17 protein-coding genes are annotated in these 16673 nt (G+C 65.3%); 12 read left to right on the top strand and 5 right to left on the bottom strand.

Going from position 1 to position 16673, the window contains the following annotated elements; genetic code table 11:
• The first annotated feature begins 11 nt into the window (after positions 1-11).
• A complete protein-coding gene (locus ACWKSV_RS05045) occupies positions 12-611 on the top strand; it encodes a PadR family transcriptional regulator (RefSeq protein WP_076716339.1) in 600 nt (199 codons plus the stop codon).
• Positions 608-898, top strand: coding sequence for a DUF2218 domain-containing protein (locus ACWKSV_RS05050; RefSeq protein WP_076716341.1), 291 nt, complete (start codon positions 608-610; stop codon positions 896-898). The genes ACWKSV_RS05045 and ACWKSV_RS05050 overlap by 4 nt, the downstream gene beginning before the upstream one ends.
• On the opposite strand, the gene ACWKSV_RS05055 is transcribed toward ACWKSV_RS05050, so the two are convergent.
• The gene (locus ACWKSV_RS05055; protein WP_191864506.1) at positions 895-2031 is read right to left on the bottom strand and encodes a glycosyltransferase family 4 protein; all 1137 of its coding nucleotides are present in this window, start codon (positions 2029-2031) and stop codon (positions 895-897) included. The two genes, ACWKSV_RS05050 and ACWKSV_RS05055, sit on opposite strands and share 4 nt — an antisense overlap.
• A 96-nt stretch (positions 2032-2127) precedes the next feature.
• On the opposite strand from ACWKSV_RS05055, the gene radA reads away from it, so the two are divergent.
• From radA to mazG, 10 genes are all read left to right on the top strand, one after another.
• Positions 2128-3501, top strand: coding sequence for a DNA repair protein RadA (gene radA / locus ACWKSV_RS05060; protein ID WP_076716344.1), 1374 nt, complete (start codon positions 2128-2130; stop codon positions 3499-3501).
• Positions 3502-3632: 131 nt separating this feature from the next.
• A complete protein-coding gene (locus tag ACWKSV_RS05065) occupies positions 3633-4136 on the top strand; it encodes a CvpA family protein (RefSeq protein WP_237243611.1) in 504 nt (167 codons plus the stop codon).
• The gene (locus ACWKSV_RS05070) at positions 4136-4573 is read left to right on the top strand and encodes an iron-sulfur cluster assembly scaffold protein (RefSeq protein ID WP_076716347.1); all 438 of its coding nucleotides are present in this window, start codon (positions 4136-4138) and stop codon (positions 4571-4573) included. The genes ACWKSV_RS05065 and ACWKSV_RS05070 overlap by 1 nt, the downstream gene beginning before the upstream one ends.
• On the top strand, positions 4573-6321 hold the full coding sequence (locus ACWKSV_RS05075) for a cation:proton antiporter domain-containing protein (protein ID WP_076716348.1): 1749 nt from the start codon (positions 4573-4575) through the stop codon (positions 6319-6321). The genes ACWKSV_RS05070 and ACWKSV_RS05075 overlap by 1 nt, the downstream gene beginning before the upstream one ends.
• Before the next feature lie 3 nt (positions 6322-6324).
• Entirely contained in the window at positions 6325-6651 is a 327-nt protein-coding gene (locus tag ACWKSV_RS05080; protein ID WP_076716350.1) for a DUF423 domain-containing protein, read from the top strand.
• A 50-nt stretch (positions 6652-6701) separates the two neighbouring features.
• Positions 6702-8258, top strand: coding sequence for a methionine--tRNA ligase (gene metG, locus ACWKSV_RS05085; protein WP_076716351.1), 1557 nt, complete (start codon positions 6702-6704; stop codon positions 8256-8258).
• Positions 8258-9034, top strand: a complete 777-nt coding sequence (locus ACWKSV_RS05090) for a TatD family hydrolase (RefSeq protein WP_076716353.1) — start codon at positions 8258-8260, stop codon at positions 9032-9034. Before metG ends, ACWKSV_RS05090 begins: the two co-directional genes overlap by 1 nt.
• The gene (locus ACWKSV_RS05095) at positions 9031-9795 is read left to right on the top strand and encodes an MBL fold metallo-hydrolase (protein WP_076716354.1); all 765 of its coding nucleotides are present in this window, start codon (positions 9031-9033) and stop codon (positions 9793-9795) included. Before ACWKSV_RS05090 ends, ACWKSV_RS05095 begins: the two co-directional genes overlap by 4 nt.
• 14 nt (positions 9796-9809) lie before the next feature.
• On the top strand, positions 9810-10367 hold the full coding sequence (locus ACWKSV_RS05100) for a retropepsin-like aspartic protease family protein (protein WP_076716356.1): 558 nt from the start codon (positions 9810-9812) through the stop codon (positions 10365-10367).
• 67 nt (positions 10368-10434) lie between these two features.
• Complete coding sequence (mazG, locus tag ACWKSV_RS05105; protein WP_237243361.1) at positions 10435-11151, top strand: nucleoside triphosphate pyrophosphohydrolase; 717 nt, start codon at positions 10435-10437, stop codon at positions 11149-11151.
• On the opposite strand, the gene hflX is transcribed toward mazG, so the two are convergent.
• The 4 genes from hflX to ACWKSV_RS05125 all read right to left on the bottom strand — a co-directional run bounded on the left by hflX (position 11132) and on the right by ACWKSV_RS05125 (position 16671).
• Positions 11132-12424, bottom strand: a complete 1293-nt coding sequence (gene hflX, locus ACWKSV_RS05110) for a GTPase HflX (protein WP_076716359.1) — start codon at positions 12422-12424, stop codon at positions 11132-11134. The two genes, mazG and hflX, sit on opposite strands and share 20 nt — an antisense overlap.
• On the bottom strand, positions 12421-12912 hold the full coding sequence (gene hfq / locus ACWKSV_RS05115; RefSeq protein ID WP_042482301.1) for an RNA chaperone Hfq: 492 nt from the start codon (positions 12910-12912) through the stop codon (positions 12421-12423). The genes hflX and hfq overlap by 4 nt, the downstream gene beginning before the upstream one ends.
• Before the next feature lie 128 nt (positions 12913-13040).
• Positions 13041-14417: a nitrogen assimilation response regulator NtrX gene (gene ntrX, locus ACWKSV_RS05120; RefSeq protein ID WP_056434891.1), complete on the bottom strand. Its 1377-nt coding sequence runs from the start codon at positions 14415-14417 to the stop codon at positions 13041-13043.
• A gap of 7 nt (positions 14418-14424) precedes the next feature.
• A complete protein-coding gene (locus ACWKSV_RS05125; RefSeq protein ID WP_076716361.1) occupies positions 14425-16671 on the bottom strand; it encodes a sensor histidine kinase NtrY-like in 2247 nt (748 codons plus the stop codon).
• Between the last annotated feature and the right edge of the window lie 2 nt (positions 16672-16673).

Raw genomic sequence — 16673 nt, forward strand, 5'->3', positions numbered from 1 at the left:
GGAGTATCACAATGCGACATTTTCACGGGCACGGACATGGCCAGGATCATCACCAACGGCGCGGCCGGTGGAGTTTCGGGCCGCTGGAAGTGCAGTGGGATTTCGAAGACCCACGCGGCGGACGGAGAGGGCCGGGCGGTGGCCGCCGGGGACGGATGTTCGACGGCAGCGAGCTGCGGCTTGTCCTGCTGAAGCTGATCGCCGACGAACCGCGCCACGGCTATGACCTGATCCGCGAGGTCGAGGCGATGACCGGCGGCGCCTATGCCCCCAGCCCGGGTGTCATCTATCCGACGATCACCCTGCTCGACGAAATGGGCTTCATCGAGGAACAGCGTTCCGAGGGGGCCAAGAAGCGCTTCGCCGCGACCGATACCGGCCGCACGCACCTGACCGAGAATGCCGAACAGGTCGAAGCGCTGCTGGCCCGGCTGCGGGCCCTGGGCGAACATCGCCAGCGGGTCGATGCGGCACCGATCCGGCGTGCCATGGGCGGGCTGAAGATGGCGGTGATGGAGCGCTTCGGCGGCGGCGACGCACCGCAGGAGATGGTGCATCAGGTCGCCGCGATGATCGACGAACTCGCACAGAAAGTGGAGCGCCTGAAATGAGCCTGTCCGTCGTCCGTGTGCCGACCCCTTCGGCCAGCCGCTATCTCCAGCAGCTCGCCAAGCACTGGAGCCATAAGATGGAGGTGTCCTTCACCGCCGAGGAGGGCACGATCCTGTTTCCCAACGGATCGAAACTGGAGATGCGTGCTGACAGCGAAACGCTGGATATCGCGCTGACCGTTCCCGAGGACGGCGATGTCACGCAGATGCGGCAGGTGGTCGCCAGCCATCTCGACCGCTTCGCCTTTCGCGAAGCGCCGCTGACCTTCGACTGGCGCGAAGGTTAAGCGAACAGGGCGCGATAGGCGTCGAGCACCGCGTCGTTGACCTTGTCCCACCGGTAATCGGCGACGCGGGCCTGTCCCGCCTCGCTGAACCGGTGGCGCAGGGCCTGATCGGTGGCGATCCGCTCCAGCGCATCGGCATAGCCGCTGATATCGCGCGCGCCGACCAGATAGCCGGTCTCGCCATCCGCCACGAGGTCCATCGCGCCGGTCGCGTTGGCGGCCACGACGGGCACGCCCGCCGCCATCGCCTCGGTCGTGACGTTGCCAAAGGTTTCGGTCACGCTGGGGTTGAAGAAGACGTCCATCGACGCGACCGCACGGCCGAGATCGTCGCCGGTCTGATAGCCCGCGAAGAGGGCATCGGGTGTCGCCTTGGCGAACCACTCCTGCGCAGGTCCCTTGCCGACGACCAGCACCTTGTGCGCCACGCCGCGCCGCCGAAGCTCCGCTAGCGCCTCGGCAAAGACGTCGAGGCCCTTTTCCTTGACCAGGCGCCCCAGGAACCCGATCGCCACCTCATGGTCGGCGATGCCGAGCGAACGCCGCCATTCCAGGCTGCGGCGCGAGGGGCGGAAACGGTCGTGATCGATCCCGCGCGACCAGATGCCCATGGGCGGCGTCACGCCCCATCCGCGCAGCAGCGCGATCATGCTGGGGCTCGGCGCCACGATCCGGTCGAACTTGTTGTAAAAGCGGGTCAGCAGCTTGATGATCGCCGGTTCCAGGAAACCCAGATGGTAATAGGCCGGATAGGTCTCGAACCGGGTATGGACCGAGGCGATCGACGGCACGCCGTTCTCCCGTGCCCAGCGCACGGCGGCGTGACCCAGAAACTCGGGCGCGGAGACATGGACGATGTTGGGCGCAAACGCCTCCAGATCGGCCCGCACCTTGGCCGGAAGCCCGCGCGCCAGCTTGTAATCGGCGCGGAACGGCATCGGGATGGCGGGGACATCGACCAGATCCCCGACCGGCGGAAAGGCGGGCGTGGACGAGGTCGGCGAATAGACCCGCACGGCGACACCCCGCGCCAGCAGATGGCCAACCAGCAGGTTCAGGCTCTGGTTCGCGCCGTCGCGCGTATAATTATAGTTGCCGCTGAACAGCGCGACACGAAATTGTTCTGGGATCATGGAGTTCGGCCCATAGCCGTGCGGGCCTCCAAAGACCACTCCCGCCGCCCGATCAAATCCGTTCCATTTTCGTTCCGCTCCGGCTAGAGCATCGGCATGGCCAAGATCCAGAAGCGCTATGTCTGCCAATCCTGCGGTTCGGTGTCCTCCCGTTGGCAGGGGCAATGCCCCGATTGCTCCGAATGGAACACGATGCTGGAGGAAGCGCCGGTCCAGCTGACACCCTTTGCTGCCAAGCATAACCTGCAAGGCGGCGGTAGGGCGATCCAATTGGTCGGACTGGACGCCGATATCCCGCTGCCCGACCGGATGGCGACCGGCATCGCCGAACTCGACCGCGCGCTGGGTGGCGGTTTCGTCGAGGGTTCGGCCACGCTCATCGGTGGTGATCCGGGGATCGGCAAGTCGACCCTGCTGCTCCAGGCGGCGGCGAAGCTGGCGATGGCGGGCAAGCCGGTCGCCTATGTCTCGGGCGAAGAAGCCGCCGATCAGGTCCGGCTGCGCGCACGGCGACTGGGGTTGGGGCAGGCCCCCGTACGACTGGCAGCGGCGACCTCGGTTCGCGACATCCTGACCACCCTGTCGATCGGAACGCCGCCTGCGCTGCTTATCATCGACTCGATCCAGACCATGCACTCCGACCTGATCGAGGGGGCGCCGGGCACCGTCAGCCAGGTGCGCGCGTCGGGACAGGAGCTGATCCGCTTTGCCAAGGAACGCGGCACTGCCGTCGTGCTGGTCGGCCATGTCACCAAGGACGGCTCGATCGCGGGCCCGCGCGTGCTGGAGCATATGGTCGACACCGTCCTCGCTTTCGAGGGCGAGCGCAGCCACCAGTATCGCATCCTCCGCGCGATCAAGAACCGCTTCGGCGGCACCGATGAGATCGGCGTCTTCGCCATGCAGACCGAGGGGCTGACCGAAGTCGGCAATCCCTCGTCGCTGTTCTTGACCAATCGCGAGGAAGGAATCACCGGCGCCACCGTCTTCCCTGCACTGGAGGGCACGCGGCCGGTGCTGGTCGAAATCCAGGCGCTGACCGTGCGGCTGGCTTCGGGTGCGACGCCACGACGCGCCGTTGTCGGCTGGGATACCGGACGCCTGGCCATGATCCTGGCGGTGCTGGAGGCGCGGTGCGGGCTGAGTTTCTCGTCCGCCGAAGTCTATCTCAACATCGCGGGCGGCTACCGCGTGCAGGACCCGGCCGCCGATCTGGCGGTGGCGGCGGCGCTGATCTCGGCCCTGTCCGAACGGCCGGTGCCGACCGACGCCATCGTCTTCGGCGAAATCGCGCTGTCGGGCGAGATCCGCTCCGTCGCGCATGGCCCGTTGCGATTGAAGGAGGCGGGCAAGCTCGGTTTTGAAAAGGCGATCGTGCCGCGCGCCATGGCCAATGATGAAGGCGGCCTGCGCATGACCAGCTTTCGTACCCTGGCCGAGTTCGTTGACCATATGCTGGGGCGCGGGTAGCGAAGGGGCTGATGGCGCCATGCCCCGATGATCGTGGCTCATGGGCTGGTTGAGATATGGGATAACAGGCGTTGACGGCCCTAGATATTCTTGTCCTGATCGCGGTGTTCGGCGCGGCGATACAGGGGTTCATGCGGGGCTTCGTCACCGAAGTGCTCGCATTGTTCGCCTGGGTCGCGATCGTCGCCGCGCTGAAGATGTTCCATATCGCATTGGCGCAGGCGCTGACCGGCGTGGTCGGCACCGTATCGGGCGCGGCCGTTCTGGCCTTCGCGCTGATCGTCGGCGTGACCTATCTGGGCGGGCGCACGATCGCGCGGGCCATCGGTTCGCGGACACGCACCTCCATCCTGGGGCCGGTCGATCGTGCTCTAGGCTTCGGCTTCGGCGCGCTCAAGGGTCTGATCCTCGCCAGCCTCGTCTTCCTGGTCGTCGCCCTGATGGTCGATACGGTCAGCGGCGGCCCCGCCCGGCGGCCCGAATGGATGGTCAAGAGCCGCACCTACAAGCTGCTGAATGCAACCAGCGCCGGGATCGCCGATTTTGTTGATCGCCGTCGCCGGGGCCTGCCCGTGTTCGGCGCGCCCACGCCCGCCACCGCCTCCGGCCCGACCAATAGCAGCGAGACCCCGTGATGAATGCGCCCCTCTACAATGCAGAGATTTTGCGCCTGACCACGGCGATCCCGCACGACCAGCGCCTGACCGATCCGATGGCCAGCGTCGAGCGCCGCTCGCCCATTTGCGGCAGCCGGGTGACGGTGGACGTCAATCTCGATGAAGCGGGCCGGGTGGCCGAGGTCGGAATGCTGGTCCGCGCATGTGCCCTGGGGCAGGCTTCGGCAGCGCTGCTGTCGGCGCATGTCGTAGGTCGCAGCGTGACCGAACTGGCCGCCGCGCGCGACGAACTCACCGCCTGGCTGGCGTCGGGGCAGGGGAATGCGCCCGCCTGGCCCGGCCTAGACATCTTCACCCCGGCGCTGTCCTACACCGCCCGCCACCCCTCGATCCGGCTGGCGTTCGAGGCGGCGGCGCAGGCCGCCGAGGATGCGGCGGCCGGAGCCAGGAACTGATGCACGGCGAGGTATCGCTGCTGCGCGACGGGGCGATCCTGTTCGGGTTCGGATTGGCCTTCGTCCTGATCTTTCGGCGGTTGGGACTAGGTGCGACGCTGGGATATCTCGTCGCGGGTGCGGTCGTCGGCCCGCACGTCCTGGGGCTGGTCGGGGACGCCGAGTCCAAGCTGGGCATCGCCGAGATCGGCATTACGCTCCTCCTGTTCATCGTCGGGCTGGAACTGAACCCCGCCCGGCTGTGGCGGATGAAGCATGAGATTTTCGGACTGGGGCTTCTCCAGGTCGCGATTTGCGGGCTGGCGATCACCGGCATCGTTATCCTCGCGCATTTCTCGCCGGAAGCGGCTCTGGCGCTCGGCCTGCCGCTCGCACTGTCCTCGACCGCGCAGGTCCTGCCGATGCTGCAGTCATCGGGGCGGATGCGCACGCCCTTCGGCGAGCGGGCCTTTTCGATCCTGCTGTTCCAGGACCTGTCGATCGTCCCGCTCATCACCATCGTCGCGGCCATGTCGCGCAACCCGGCCGATCATACCGGGCCGCCGGGCTGGATCCTGGCGCTGGAGACGATCGGCGCGATCATCGGCCTGATCCTGGCGGGGCGCTTCCTGCTGCGGCCCCTGTTCCGCCTGATCGGCAATATGGGCGAGCGGGAGATGTTCGTCTTTGCCGGGCTGTTCACCGTGGTCGCCAGCGCGGCAGTGATGGAGATGCTCGGCCTGTCGACTGCGCTGGGCGCCTTCATCGCGGGCGTCATGCTGGCCGACAGTCCGTATCGGCACGAACTGGAAGCGGATGTCGAGCCTTTCCGCTCGATCCTGCTGGGCCTGTTCTTCCTGGCGGTCGGCATGATGCTCGACCTGCCCGCCATCGCCGAGCGGCCGGTCTTCGTCGCGATCATGGCGATGGCGTTGATTGCCACCAAGACTTTGGTCATCACGCTGATCGGGCTGGCGTTCAAGATGAACTGGCGCTCCGCCCTCGCGCTCGGCCTGCTCATGAGCCAGGGCGGCGAGTTCGGCTTCGTGCTGTTCGCCCAAGCTCAACAAGGCTATCTGATCGCGCCGGAGGCGGCGAGCCTGTTCGGGGCGATCATCACCCTGTCGATGGCGACGACCCCATTCCTGATGGGCGCGACCCGCCGTATCCGCGAAGAGCCGGTCATCACCCGTGGCGGCCAGCGCGAGGGGCCGGTGACCGACGGGGCCAATGCCCTGATCGTCGGCTATGGTCGCTTCGGCCAGACCGTCGCGCAGATGCTGATCGCCAGCGACATACCCGTGACCCTGATCGACCGCGATATCGAGATGATCGACATCGCGGCATCCTTCGGAGCGAAGGTCTATTATGGCGACGGCACCCGGCTGGACCTGCTGCGCCAGGCGGGCGCGGCGGAAGCGGAACTGATCCTGTTTTGTCTGGATGACGATCAGATCACGTTGGAGCTGCTGGAGAGCGTCCATGCGGCCTTCCCCAACGCCTCGATCTTCGTCCGCGCCTATGATCGACGCGCGGTCCTCCGTCTCAAGGGCGGCCCCGCATCCTATGTGGTGCGCGAGGTGCTGGAGTCGGCGGTCAAGATGGCCCGCCTCGCACTGGGCAGCCTGAAGATCGACCATGCCGAGATCGACCGGGTGGAAACCATGTATCGTGCCCGCGACAAGGAACGGCTGGCGGCGCAGGCGGCTGCGGGTGACCTGCGGGCGGCCAGCGACCGGATCATCACGCAGGACGAAAGGAACGGCTGACCCATGGGACTGGTGGCAATCCTGGCGGCACTCTCGGGAGCGATCGCGATCGCAGCCGGAGCCTTCGGCGCACACCGGGCCGAAGGCGTGGCCATCGAGTGGCTGCGCACCGGTGGACAATATCAGCTGATCCATGCCGTCGCCGCGCTCGTCGCATTGCGTATGGAGGCGAGGGGGGTCGCATGGACCTTCGTCATCGGCGCGGCGATCTTTGCCGGGACGCTCTACGCCATGGCCTTTGGCGCCCCGCGCTGGTTCGGAGCGATCACCCCGATCGGCGGTACGCTCCTGATCGGCGGCTGGCTGTGGCTCGCCTGGTCGCTGCGCTGAGGCTACACGCCGGGCTTCACCTGCGCCTGGGGATGTTCTAGGGACCGGCCATGGCCGATCCATTCTATATCACCACCGCCATCCACTATCCCAATGGCCGCCCGCATATCGGCCATGCCTATGAGATGGTGGCGGCCGACGTCATCGCCCGGTTCCAGCGTCAGGCGGGTCGCGATGTCCTGTTCCAGACCGGTACCGACGAGCATGGGCTGAAAATGGCCCAGGCGGCGCGTGCGCGCGGCATTTCGACGCGCGAGTTCGCGGATGAAATGTCCAGCCATTTCCATGTGATGGCCGACCGTCTTGATATCTCCTACGACCGTTTCATCCGTACCGTCGATACCGATCACTATGCCGCCAGCCGGGCGATCTGGAAGGCGATGCAGGACAAGGGCGACCTGTATCTCGACCGGTATGAGGGCTGGTATTCGGTCCGCGACGAGGCGTTCTACGATGAGAGCGAACTGACGGTCGGCGAGGACGGTACCAAGCTGTCGCCTCAGGGCACGCCAGTCGAATGGACCGCCGAGGAAACGTGGTTCTTCCGCCTGTCCAAATATCAGCAGCCCTTGCTCGACCTGTACCGCGACAATCCCGATTTCATCCGCCCGGAAAGCCGCCGCAATGAGGTGATGCGCTTCGTCGAGGGAGGTCTTTCCGACCTGTCGGTGTCGCGGACCAGCTTCGACTGGGGCGTGCCCGTGCCCGACAGCCCGGGCCATGTCATGTATGTCTGGGTCGATGCGCTGACCAATTATCTGACCGGCACCGGATATCCGAACAAGGACAGCGATTTGGCGCGCTTCTGGCCCGCCAATCTGCACCTGATCGGCAAGGACATCGTGCGGTTCCACACCGTCTATTGGCCCGCCTTCCTGATGTCCGCCGATCTGCCGCTGCCGCAGTCGGTGTTCGGTCATGGCTTCCTGCTTCACCGAGGCGAGAAGATGTCGAAGTCGGTCGGCAATGTCGTCGATCCGATGGGGCTGGCCGATGCCTTCGGCGTGGACGCGCTGCGTTATTTCTTCCTGCGCGAGGTTAGTTTCGGGCAGGACGGCTCCTATTCGGCCGAAGCCATCGTTACCCGCGTCAATGCCGAACTGGCCAACAGCTTCGGCAATCTGGCCCAGCGTACCTTGTCGTTCATCGCCAAGAATTTGGGCGGCGAACTGCCCGAAGCCGGACGCAGCGATCCGGCTGATGCGGTGCTGCTCGAGGAAGTGGTCGTCGCCTGTGCTGCGCTGAAGACCGCCTTTGACGATCTGGCGCTCAGCCAGGGGATCGAGGCGTGGATGCGCGGTGTTTATGCCTGCAACCAGTATATCGACGTGCAGGCGCCTTGGTCCTTGCGCAAGACCGATCCGGAGCGGATGCACGCTGTGCTCGGCACGCTGGTCCGCGCGATCCGTATGCTGGCGATCGCGATCCTGCCGGTGACGCCACGTGGTGCCGCGCTGGTACTCGACACGCTGGGGGCAGAGGAACGCGATCACGCCGCGATCGACGATGACGGCTGGTATACCCGCCGCGCTGGCAATGGCGTACCGCTGGCCACCCCGACCCCGGCATTCCCGCGTCTGGAAATCCCGGCAGAGGCCGACGCCTGATGCTGGCCGACAGCCACTGCCACCTGAACTATAAGGGGCTGGTCGAGGAGCAGGCGGCGATCCTGACCCGCGCGCGGGATCGGGGCGTCACCGCGATGCTCAACATCGCCACGCGGGAAAGCGAATGGGATGCGGTGATCGCCACCGCCGAGCGTGAGCCCGATGTCTGGGCGACGGTCGGCATCCACCCGCATGAGGCCGATGCCCACCCGCATATCGACACCGCCAAGCTGGTCGAGCGGGCGCGTCATCCGCGTGTCGTCGGCATCGGCGAGAGCGGGCTGGACTATTATTACGATCATAGCGATCGTGCGCGTCAGCAGGCCAGCTTCCGCGCGCACATCGCCGCCTGCCGTGAAACCGGTCTGCCGCTCGTCGTGCACACCCGCGACGCCGAAGAGGATACCGCCGCCATTCTGGCCGAGGAGATGGGGAAGGGGGCCTATCCCGGCGTCATCCACTGCTTCACGGCCGGTGGAGATTTCGCCGATAAAGCATTGGCATTAGGATTTTATATATCCATATCGGGTATCGTGACATTCAAGAGTGCGAAAGATCTTCAGGAAACCGCTGCGCGCCTGCCGCTGGATCGGTTGCTGGTGGAGACCGACGCGCCGTTCCTGGCACCGGTACCCCATCGGGGCAAGACGGGGGAGCCGTCCTTCGTCGCCGACACCGCCAAGTTCCTCGCCGATCTGCGCGGCGAAACGGTCGAACAACTGACCCAGGCGACCGCCGAGAATTTCCATCGGTTGTTCGCGAAGACCCGCGCGTGAAAATCCGCATCCTCGGTTGCGGCACATCTTCCGGCGTGCCCCGGATCGGCAATGACTGGGGGGCGTGCGATCCGACCGAGCCTCGCAACCGACGAATGCGCTGTTCGGCGCTGATCGAGCATGACGGAACCCGAATCCTGATCGACACCGGCCCCGACATGCGCGAACAGTTGCTGGCGGCCGATATCGGTACGGTCAATGCGGTCATCTGGACCCATGATCATGCCGATCACTGCCATGGTATCGATGACCTCCGGCAAATCTTCCACGCCTTGGGCGAGCCGGTGGCGGGCTATGCGCGGCCCGCCACTGCGGCGTCGCTGGAAGCGCGGTTCGGCTATGTGTTCCGGGGAAAGACGGGATACCCGCCGACCGCGACCATGACGCCGATCGATGATGAATTGACGATCGGCCCGATCCGCATACGCACGGTTGACCAGCCGCATGGGCGTATCCTGTCGGCAGGCCTGCGCTTCGAATGCGACGGCAAGAGCATCGGCTACGCCACTGACTTCCATGAGCTAACGCCTGACATGGCAGAACTTTATAGCGACCTCGACCTCTGGGTCGTCGATGCGCTCCGCCGCCATCCGCATCCGGCGCACGCCGATCTGCCATCGGTTCTGCATTGGATCGTAGGTCTGAAGCCACGCCGTTGCGCACTGATCCATATGGACCAGTCGATGGACTATGCGACCCTGTGCCGCGAACTTCCGGATGGGGTCGAGCCTGCCTATGACGGCATGGAATTGATCCCGTGAGTGGCGATTGGGCCATGGACATCGTCTATTATGGCCTGATCCTTTTGCTACCGCTGAGCGCACTCGCGGCCCGGCGCATTCCCATCGGTCAGACGGTACGAATGGCACTGATCTGGATCGGGATATTCGGCGCCGCTTTCCTGGTCGTTGCACAACGGGACCGCATGGCAGGCCTTTGGTCCGGTGAGGCTATGCCGGACGGGATAGTGCGCATCCCGGTGGCGGAGGACGGGCATTTCTACGCCACCGTCCGCATCAACGGGGTCGAGCGCCGAATGCTTGTCGACAGCGGCGCGACCACAACCGCCTTGTCCGAGGCAACCGCCCAGGCCGCCGGGCTCGATCTCGACGAGAGTCCGTTCGGCAGCCTGATCGAAACCGCCAATGGTCGCGTCACGGCATCGCATGTCACCATCGCCGAACTGACTATCGGACCGATCCAACTGAGGGATGTCGGCGCCGACGTGTCGTCGAACTTCGGCGACCAGGATATCATCGGCATGAACGTGCTGAGGCGGTTGCGTTCATGGCGAGTGGAGCAAGGGCTACTGATCCTGAACGCCGCGCCCTAAGCACGTTTTTACATAATACATATTATCAATGTGAAGGAATGCCGAGTTGGAACGCCTGCTGGCCATCATGAAGCGCCTCCGCGACCCGCAGACCGGCTGCGAATGGGATGTGGCGCAGAGCTTCGAGAGCATCGCACCTTACACCATTGAGGAAGCGCATGAAGTCGCCGACGCAATTGCACGCGGTGATATGGCAGATCTCAAGGACGAGCTCGGCGATCTCCTCCTGCAAGTGGTCTTCCATGCCCAGATCGCCGAGGATCATGGGCAGTTCGCCTTTCCCGATGTCGTTGCGGCGATCAGCAACAAGATGGAGCGGCGTCACCCGCATATCTTTGGCGATCAGGCCCAAGGTGGTCATCACCTATGGGAGCAGATCAAAGCCGAGGAACGTCAGGCCAAGGCGGCGGGCGGTACGCTGGATGGCGTTGCCCTCGGCCTCCCCGCCCTGATGCGGGCGGACAAGCTTCAGAAGCGCGCCGCCCGGGTCGGCTTTGACTGGCCGGATGCCGAAGGATCGCGCGCGAAGGTCAACGAGGAAATCCGGGAGATCGCCGAAGCCCCGCCCGAAATGCTGGCGGAGGAATTTGGCGATCTGCTATTCTCGGTCGTCAACTGGGCGCGCCATTGCGGCGTCGATGCCGAAGCGGCGCTCCGTTATGCCAATGGCAAATTCGAGCGCCGCTTTCGCGCGATGGAAGCCGAGGCGGGCGATGGCTTCCCCGCCCTCGAACTGGAAGCGAAGGAAGCGCTATGGCAGGCCGTCAAGCGTCGCGACGGGTGAACCGCTCATAATCGGACTCGGCCAGGCGGACATCATAGACCGCCTGCTCGCCCTCGATCACCTGATCCAGCACCTCGCCATGCGCGTGAAGCCAGGCGGCCCCCGCCCCGTCACCGGCATCCAGCGTGACGCGATACCGCCGATGCCCGGAGGTCAGCGCAGCCGCCACCTGCTCGATCAGGTTGTCAATGCCCTCCCCCGTCATCGCCGACATTGCGACGATGTTGGGACGGCGTTCGGCGTCGACCAGCACATCCTGGCGCGCATCACCCTCGATCAGGTCGATCTTGTTCCACGCCTCAAACCGCGGCGTTTCGGGATCGACACCGATCTCGGTCAGCACCGCCTCGACATCGGCGCGCTGCGCCTCCGTATCGGGATGCGCAATGTCGCGGACGTGGATCAGCAGGTCGGCCGATACCACTTCCTCCAGCGTCGCCTTGAATGCGGCAACCAGCTGGGTCGGCAGGTCGGAGACGAAGCCCACCGTGTCGGACAGGATCGCCTTGTCGATGCCGGGCAATGAAATTTGCCGCAATGTCGGATCGAGCGTGGCGAAAAGAAGATCTTTCGCCATGACATGAGCGCCGGTCAACCGATTGAAAAGCGTGGACTTTCCTGCGTTGGTATAGCCGACCAGCGCGATGACTGGCCACGGCGCGCGCTGACGCCGCTCGCGATGAAGCCCACGCGTCCGGCTGACCTGATCCAGCTCGCGCCGGAGCCTTGCCATGCGATCGCGGATCATCCGGCGATCGGCTTCGATCTGCGTTTCACCGGGACCGCCGAGGAAGCCGAAGCCGCCGCGCTGCCGTTCGAGGTGGGTCCAGCTACGCACCAGACGACCGGCCTGATAATCGAGATGCGCGAGTTCGACCTGCAACCGCCCCTCGGCGGTGGCGGCGCGCTCGCCAAAGATTTCCAGGATCAGGCCGGTGCGGTCGATGACCTTGGCCTCCAAGGCGGTTTCGAGGTTACGCTGCTGCACCGGGGTCAGCGAGGCGTCGAAAACCACCAGCTGGGCTTCTTCCATCCGCACCTGCTGGGCGACCTGCTCCACCTGGCCGCTGCCGATGAGCGTGGCGGGCTTGGGCGCACGAACGCGCAGCGCGACGCGCTCGACCACGTCCAGGCCGATCGCCATGGCAAGTCCGGCGGTTTCCTCCAGCCGCGCCTCGGCGTCACGCGCGGCATCGCCCTGGTCGGGCAGGACGATGACCGTGCGGGCACCGCGGGCGAATTCACCGCGGTCGCGATCGAAACCCGTACTCAATCCTCGGCCGATCCCGCCTGCTCTTCGGCCAGATTCAGCGGACGGGCCGGCTGAATGGTCGAGACGGCGTGCTTGTAGACCAGCTGGGCCATGCCCTCACGCTGAAGCAGCATGCAGAACAGGTCAAAGCCCGCAATCTGACCCTGCAGCATGACGCCGTTGATGAGGAACATGGTGACGGGGTCTTCGGACTTGCGCACCGCGTTCAGGAAGATTTCCTGCAAAAGCGGGTTCTTGCGCTGCTGTTCGTTCACGCCGTCGACGATAGCGGCGACGTCCAGCGGGCCCGAGGGCATGATGGTGGAGATGGCATGCTTATAGATCAGCTGCGACTGACCGTCGCGGCGCAGCAATACCGAGAAATTGTCGAACCAGGTGACGATACCCTGGAGCTTCACGCCCTTCACGAGGAACATGGTCACCGGCGCCTTGGAGCGGCGCAGTGCATTCAGAAACAGGTCCTGCAGTGAACCCGATTTGTCGGCCATGGTCGAGCCCTTGTTCTTGGCGGGTCCGTGCCCGCGAGTAGCGCCGTTTCCCGGCGTCGGAATTGCGCCCGTGTGCCGAGCGCAACCGATATCTATGGTCTCGACAGGCGTTCGTCCAGAGGTGGCGATCAATCCTCTCGCGTCTCGCTGATCCCGAGCAGCTTCAGCTTGCGGTGCAATGCCGAGCGCTCCATCCCGATGAAGCTGGCCGTGCGCGAGATATTGCCCGAAAAACGGCGGATTTGGACGCGCAGATATTCACGCTCCCAACTTTCGCGGGCCTCACGGAGCGGAGCGCCCATGATCGCCGTCGCACCGCCGCCGCCCATATCGGCCCCCTCCCCCAGCACCTCGGCGGGCAGCAGGTCCAGGTCGATCCGCCCGACCCGGTCGCCCGGCGCCAGGATGATCGTCCGCTCGACGACATTGCGGAGCTGGCGAACATTGCCCGGCCAATCATAGGATTGCATCGCAACCATGGCGTCGGCCGCGATCTCGGGCGTGCGGACGCGGCGCTCGCTGGCGTAATGGGCCATGAAATGCTCGACCAGCGGGGGGATGTCCTCGCGCCGTTCCGCCAGCGACGGGATGGTCACGGGCACCACATTGAGGCGGTAGTAGAGATCTTCCCGGAAGCGCCCCTCGGCGATTTCCTGGGTCAGGTCCCGCGCGGTGGCGGAGACGACGCGGACATCGACCTTGACGACGCGGGTGCCACCGACACGCGTAAAACTTTGATCGGTCAGCACGCGCAGTATACGTGCCTGGGTCGCGATCGGCATGTCCGCGATCTCGTCGAGGAACAGCGTGCCGCCATGCGCCTGTTCGAGAAGGCCGGTACGGACCAGATCGCCCCCCTCCTCCACGCCGAACAATTCTTCCTCGACCCGCTCAGGCGTCATGCGCGCGGCGCTGACCACCACGAATGGCGCATCGGCGCGGTTGCTCCAGCCGTGGAGCAGGCGTGCGGCGACTTCCTTGCCGACGCCTGCCGACCCCATGATGAGTACCCGGCTGCCCGTTGCGGCCACACGCTTCAGGGTCGCGCGAATGCCGTTGATGGCGCTCGACGATCCGGTCAGATCGGTCTCCCGCCCGGCCGACGCCCGCAGCGAGGCGTTTTCACGACGCAGCCTTTCGGTCTCGGTCGCGCGTGCGACCATCAAGAGCAGGCGTTCGGCCTCGAACGGCTTTTCGATGAAATCGGCCGCACCCTTTCGGATCGCGGCGACGGCCGTGTCGAGATTGCCATGACCGGAGATGACGAGGACAGGAATAGACGGATCGCGCCGCTTGATCTCGTCGAGCAGCTCCAGCCCGTCGAGCTTCGACCCCTGTAGCCACACGTCGAGCAGGACGAGCGACGGACGTCGCACCGCCACCGCCTCCAGCGCGGAGTCGCTATCGGCCGCGACGCGGGCATCATAGCCCTCGTCCTCCAGCACGCCCGCGACGAGTTCGCGGATATCGAGTTCGTCGTCGACGACGAGGATGTCCAAAGCCATGATCTTTTTACGTCCGGGTACGAGTCAATGCGGTGAGCTGGCCCTCCCCAGCCAGTTCGGGTTCGGCGCCCCCCTGATCCAGCGCCGCCAGGGCACCGGCGTCGAACATCATCGAAACGATGGTCCCACCGGCGGGATTGTCGGAAAAGCCGATCGTGCCGGCATGTTCCGCAATGATCTTGTTGACGATGGCGAGGCCCAGTCCGGTGCCGCGCGCGCGCGTCGTCATATAGGGCTCGATGATACGGTCGCGCTCGGGCGGCAGGCCGATGCCATTGTCGGTCACCGTGATCGTGACCATGCCGCCCTGCTGGCCGACGATCATCACAACCTCTCCGCCCGTCAGGCCTTCCGGACGGGACTCGATGGCTTCCACCGCATTCTTGACGATGTTCGTCAGGGCCTGGCTCATCTGACGACGGTCGCAGACAAGGGTAGGGGCGGGCTCCTCCTGATCCAGCTGGAACCGGACCTCGGGATGCGCGACTTCGTGCAGGAACATCGCCTGGGCGCAGATATCGGCGATGGCCTCTTCGCGGAACACGGGCTTGGGCATCCGGGCGAAGGATGAGAATTCGTCAACCATGCGGCGAAGGTCGCCGACCTGACGGACGATGGTCTCGGTCAGGCGGCCGAACGTCGGATCTTCCGGACCGACGACCTTGCCGTAGCGGCGCTGGAGCCGTTCGGCGGCGAGTTGGATCGGGGTCAGGGGGTTCTTGATCTCATGCGCGATGCGGCGCGCGACGTCCGACCAGGCGGCGCGGCGCTGGTCGAGCAATTGCTGGGTGATGTCATCGAAGGTCAGGATCGGGCCGTCGCCGGTCTGGGCGATGCGCACCGCGAGGGTCCGCATGTCGCCATGGAGCGCCACCTGCACCGTCGCTTCACGCCGTCCCTGGTCGAGCAGCTCGTCAAGCTCGGGCGCGACCTCACCCAGCTTGCGCCCCACGAGTCCGGCCCGATCCGCGCCGAGCAGAAGGTCGGCCGAATTGTTCGCGATCCGGACCTGACGATCGCGACCGACGGCCACGACGCCCGCGGAAACGCCCGCCATCACCGCCTCGATCAGCGCGCGCCGGTTGTTGAGCTGGGAATTGGCCGTCACCAGTTCGGTGTTCTGCCGCTCCAGCTGACCCGTCATCTGATTGAAGGCATTGGCGAGCGTGCCGACCTCATCGCGGGTCCGGGGATCCGGCACTCGTGCGGTCAGGTCGCCGCCAGCGATGCGCCGCGCGGCATCGACCAGTTCGCCGACCGGACGAACGAGCCGATCGGCCACCGCCAGCGCGATCCAGACCGCAATACCGACAATCAATAGTGCGATCGCGAACAGAACGAGGTTGAACTTCAGCTGGAGCGACCGCGCACGTCCCTGGAGTGCGCGATAATCGTCGAACACGTCTTCCGCCGCGAAATGCTGCTTGCTCAGGAACTCGGCATTCACCGGCGTGCCGATATACAGCATCAGGCCATTACCCTTGGGCAGGGCCGTGACGACCCAGACACGCTGCTCATTGATGCCGACTTCGGGACGGCCGAGCTTGCTCGCTTGCTGGATCATCTCAGGCGTCACCAACTCGCGGAACGTCGCGTCCGAGGGCTGGCGAAAGAAGTCATAGAATTTGAAACCCTGTTTCGGGTCATAGGAGAAGAGAACGGACTCCACCGTCTCGCGTAAGACCGTCTGCTGACCCAGATAGGCATGGAAATCGCTGGGGTTCTCACGCAGCGCGGGAAGGTTGCGCGCCAGATCCTGCGACATCGCCCAGCCCGTCTTGACCCAGCGATTGATGATCTGCTGCTGGGACTGACGCGCGATATCCATGGCGTCGTCGAATGCCTTGCGTGCCCGGTCGGAAATCCAGAATTCCGCCGACGACTGGAACAGCACCGAGGCGGTCACGACGGTCAGCAGGATCGGAACGCTGGCGGTCAGCGAGAACAGGGCAACGAGACGGACATGCAGGCGTCCGCCGCCGCCAACCGGCGAATTGGCCGCGCGGCGGGTGGCCACCCTTCGCCCGAGCAGCATCAGGAGCAGGACGCCCGGCACCAGATTGAGCGCGAGCAACCCGGCCATGACCGGGGGAGCGATCAGGCTCTGCGCGTCATGGCGGCTGGCGATATAGACATAGGTGCCGACCGCGATCACGACCGCCCCCAGGACGACCGCAACCTCCATGACCGGAGTGACCGCGAAGCGAGAGCGCGGCCCTTCGGCAGGTTCAGCGGGCTTCACGGACGCCAACATCG

The sequence above is a fragment of the Sphingomonas sp. SphC10 genome (assembly GCF_057004845.1).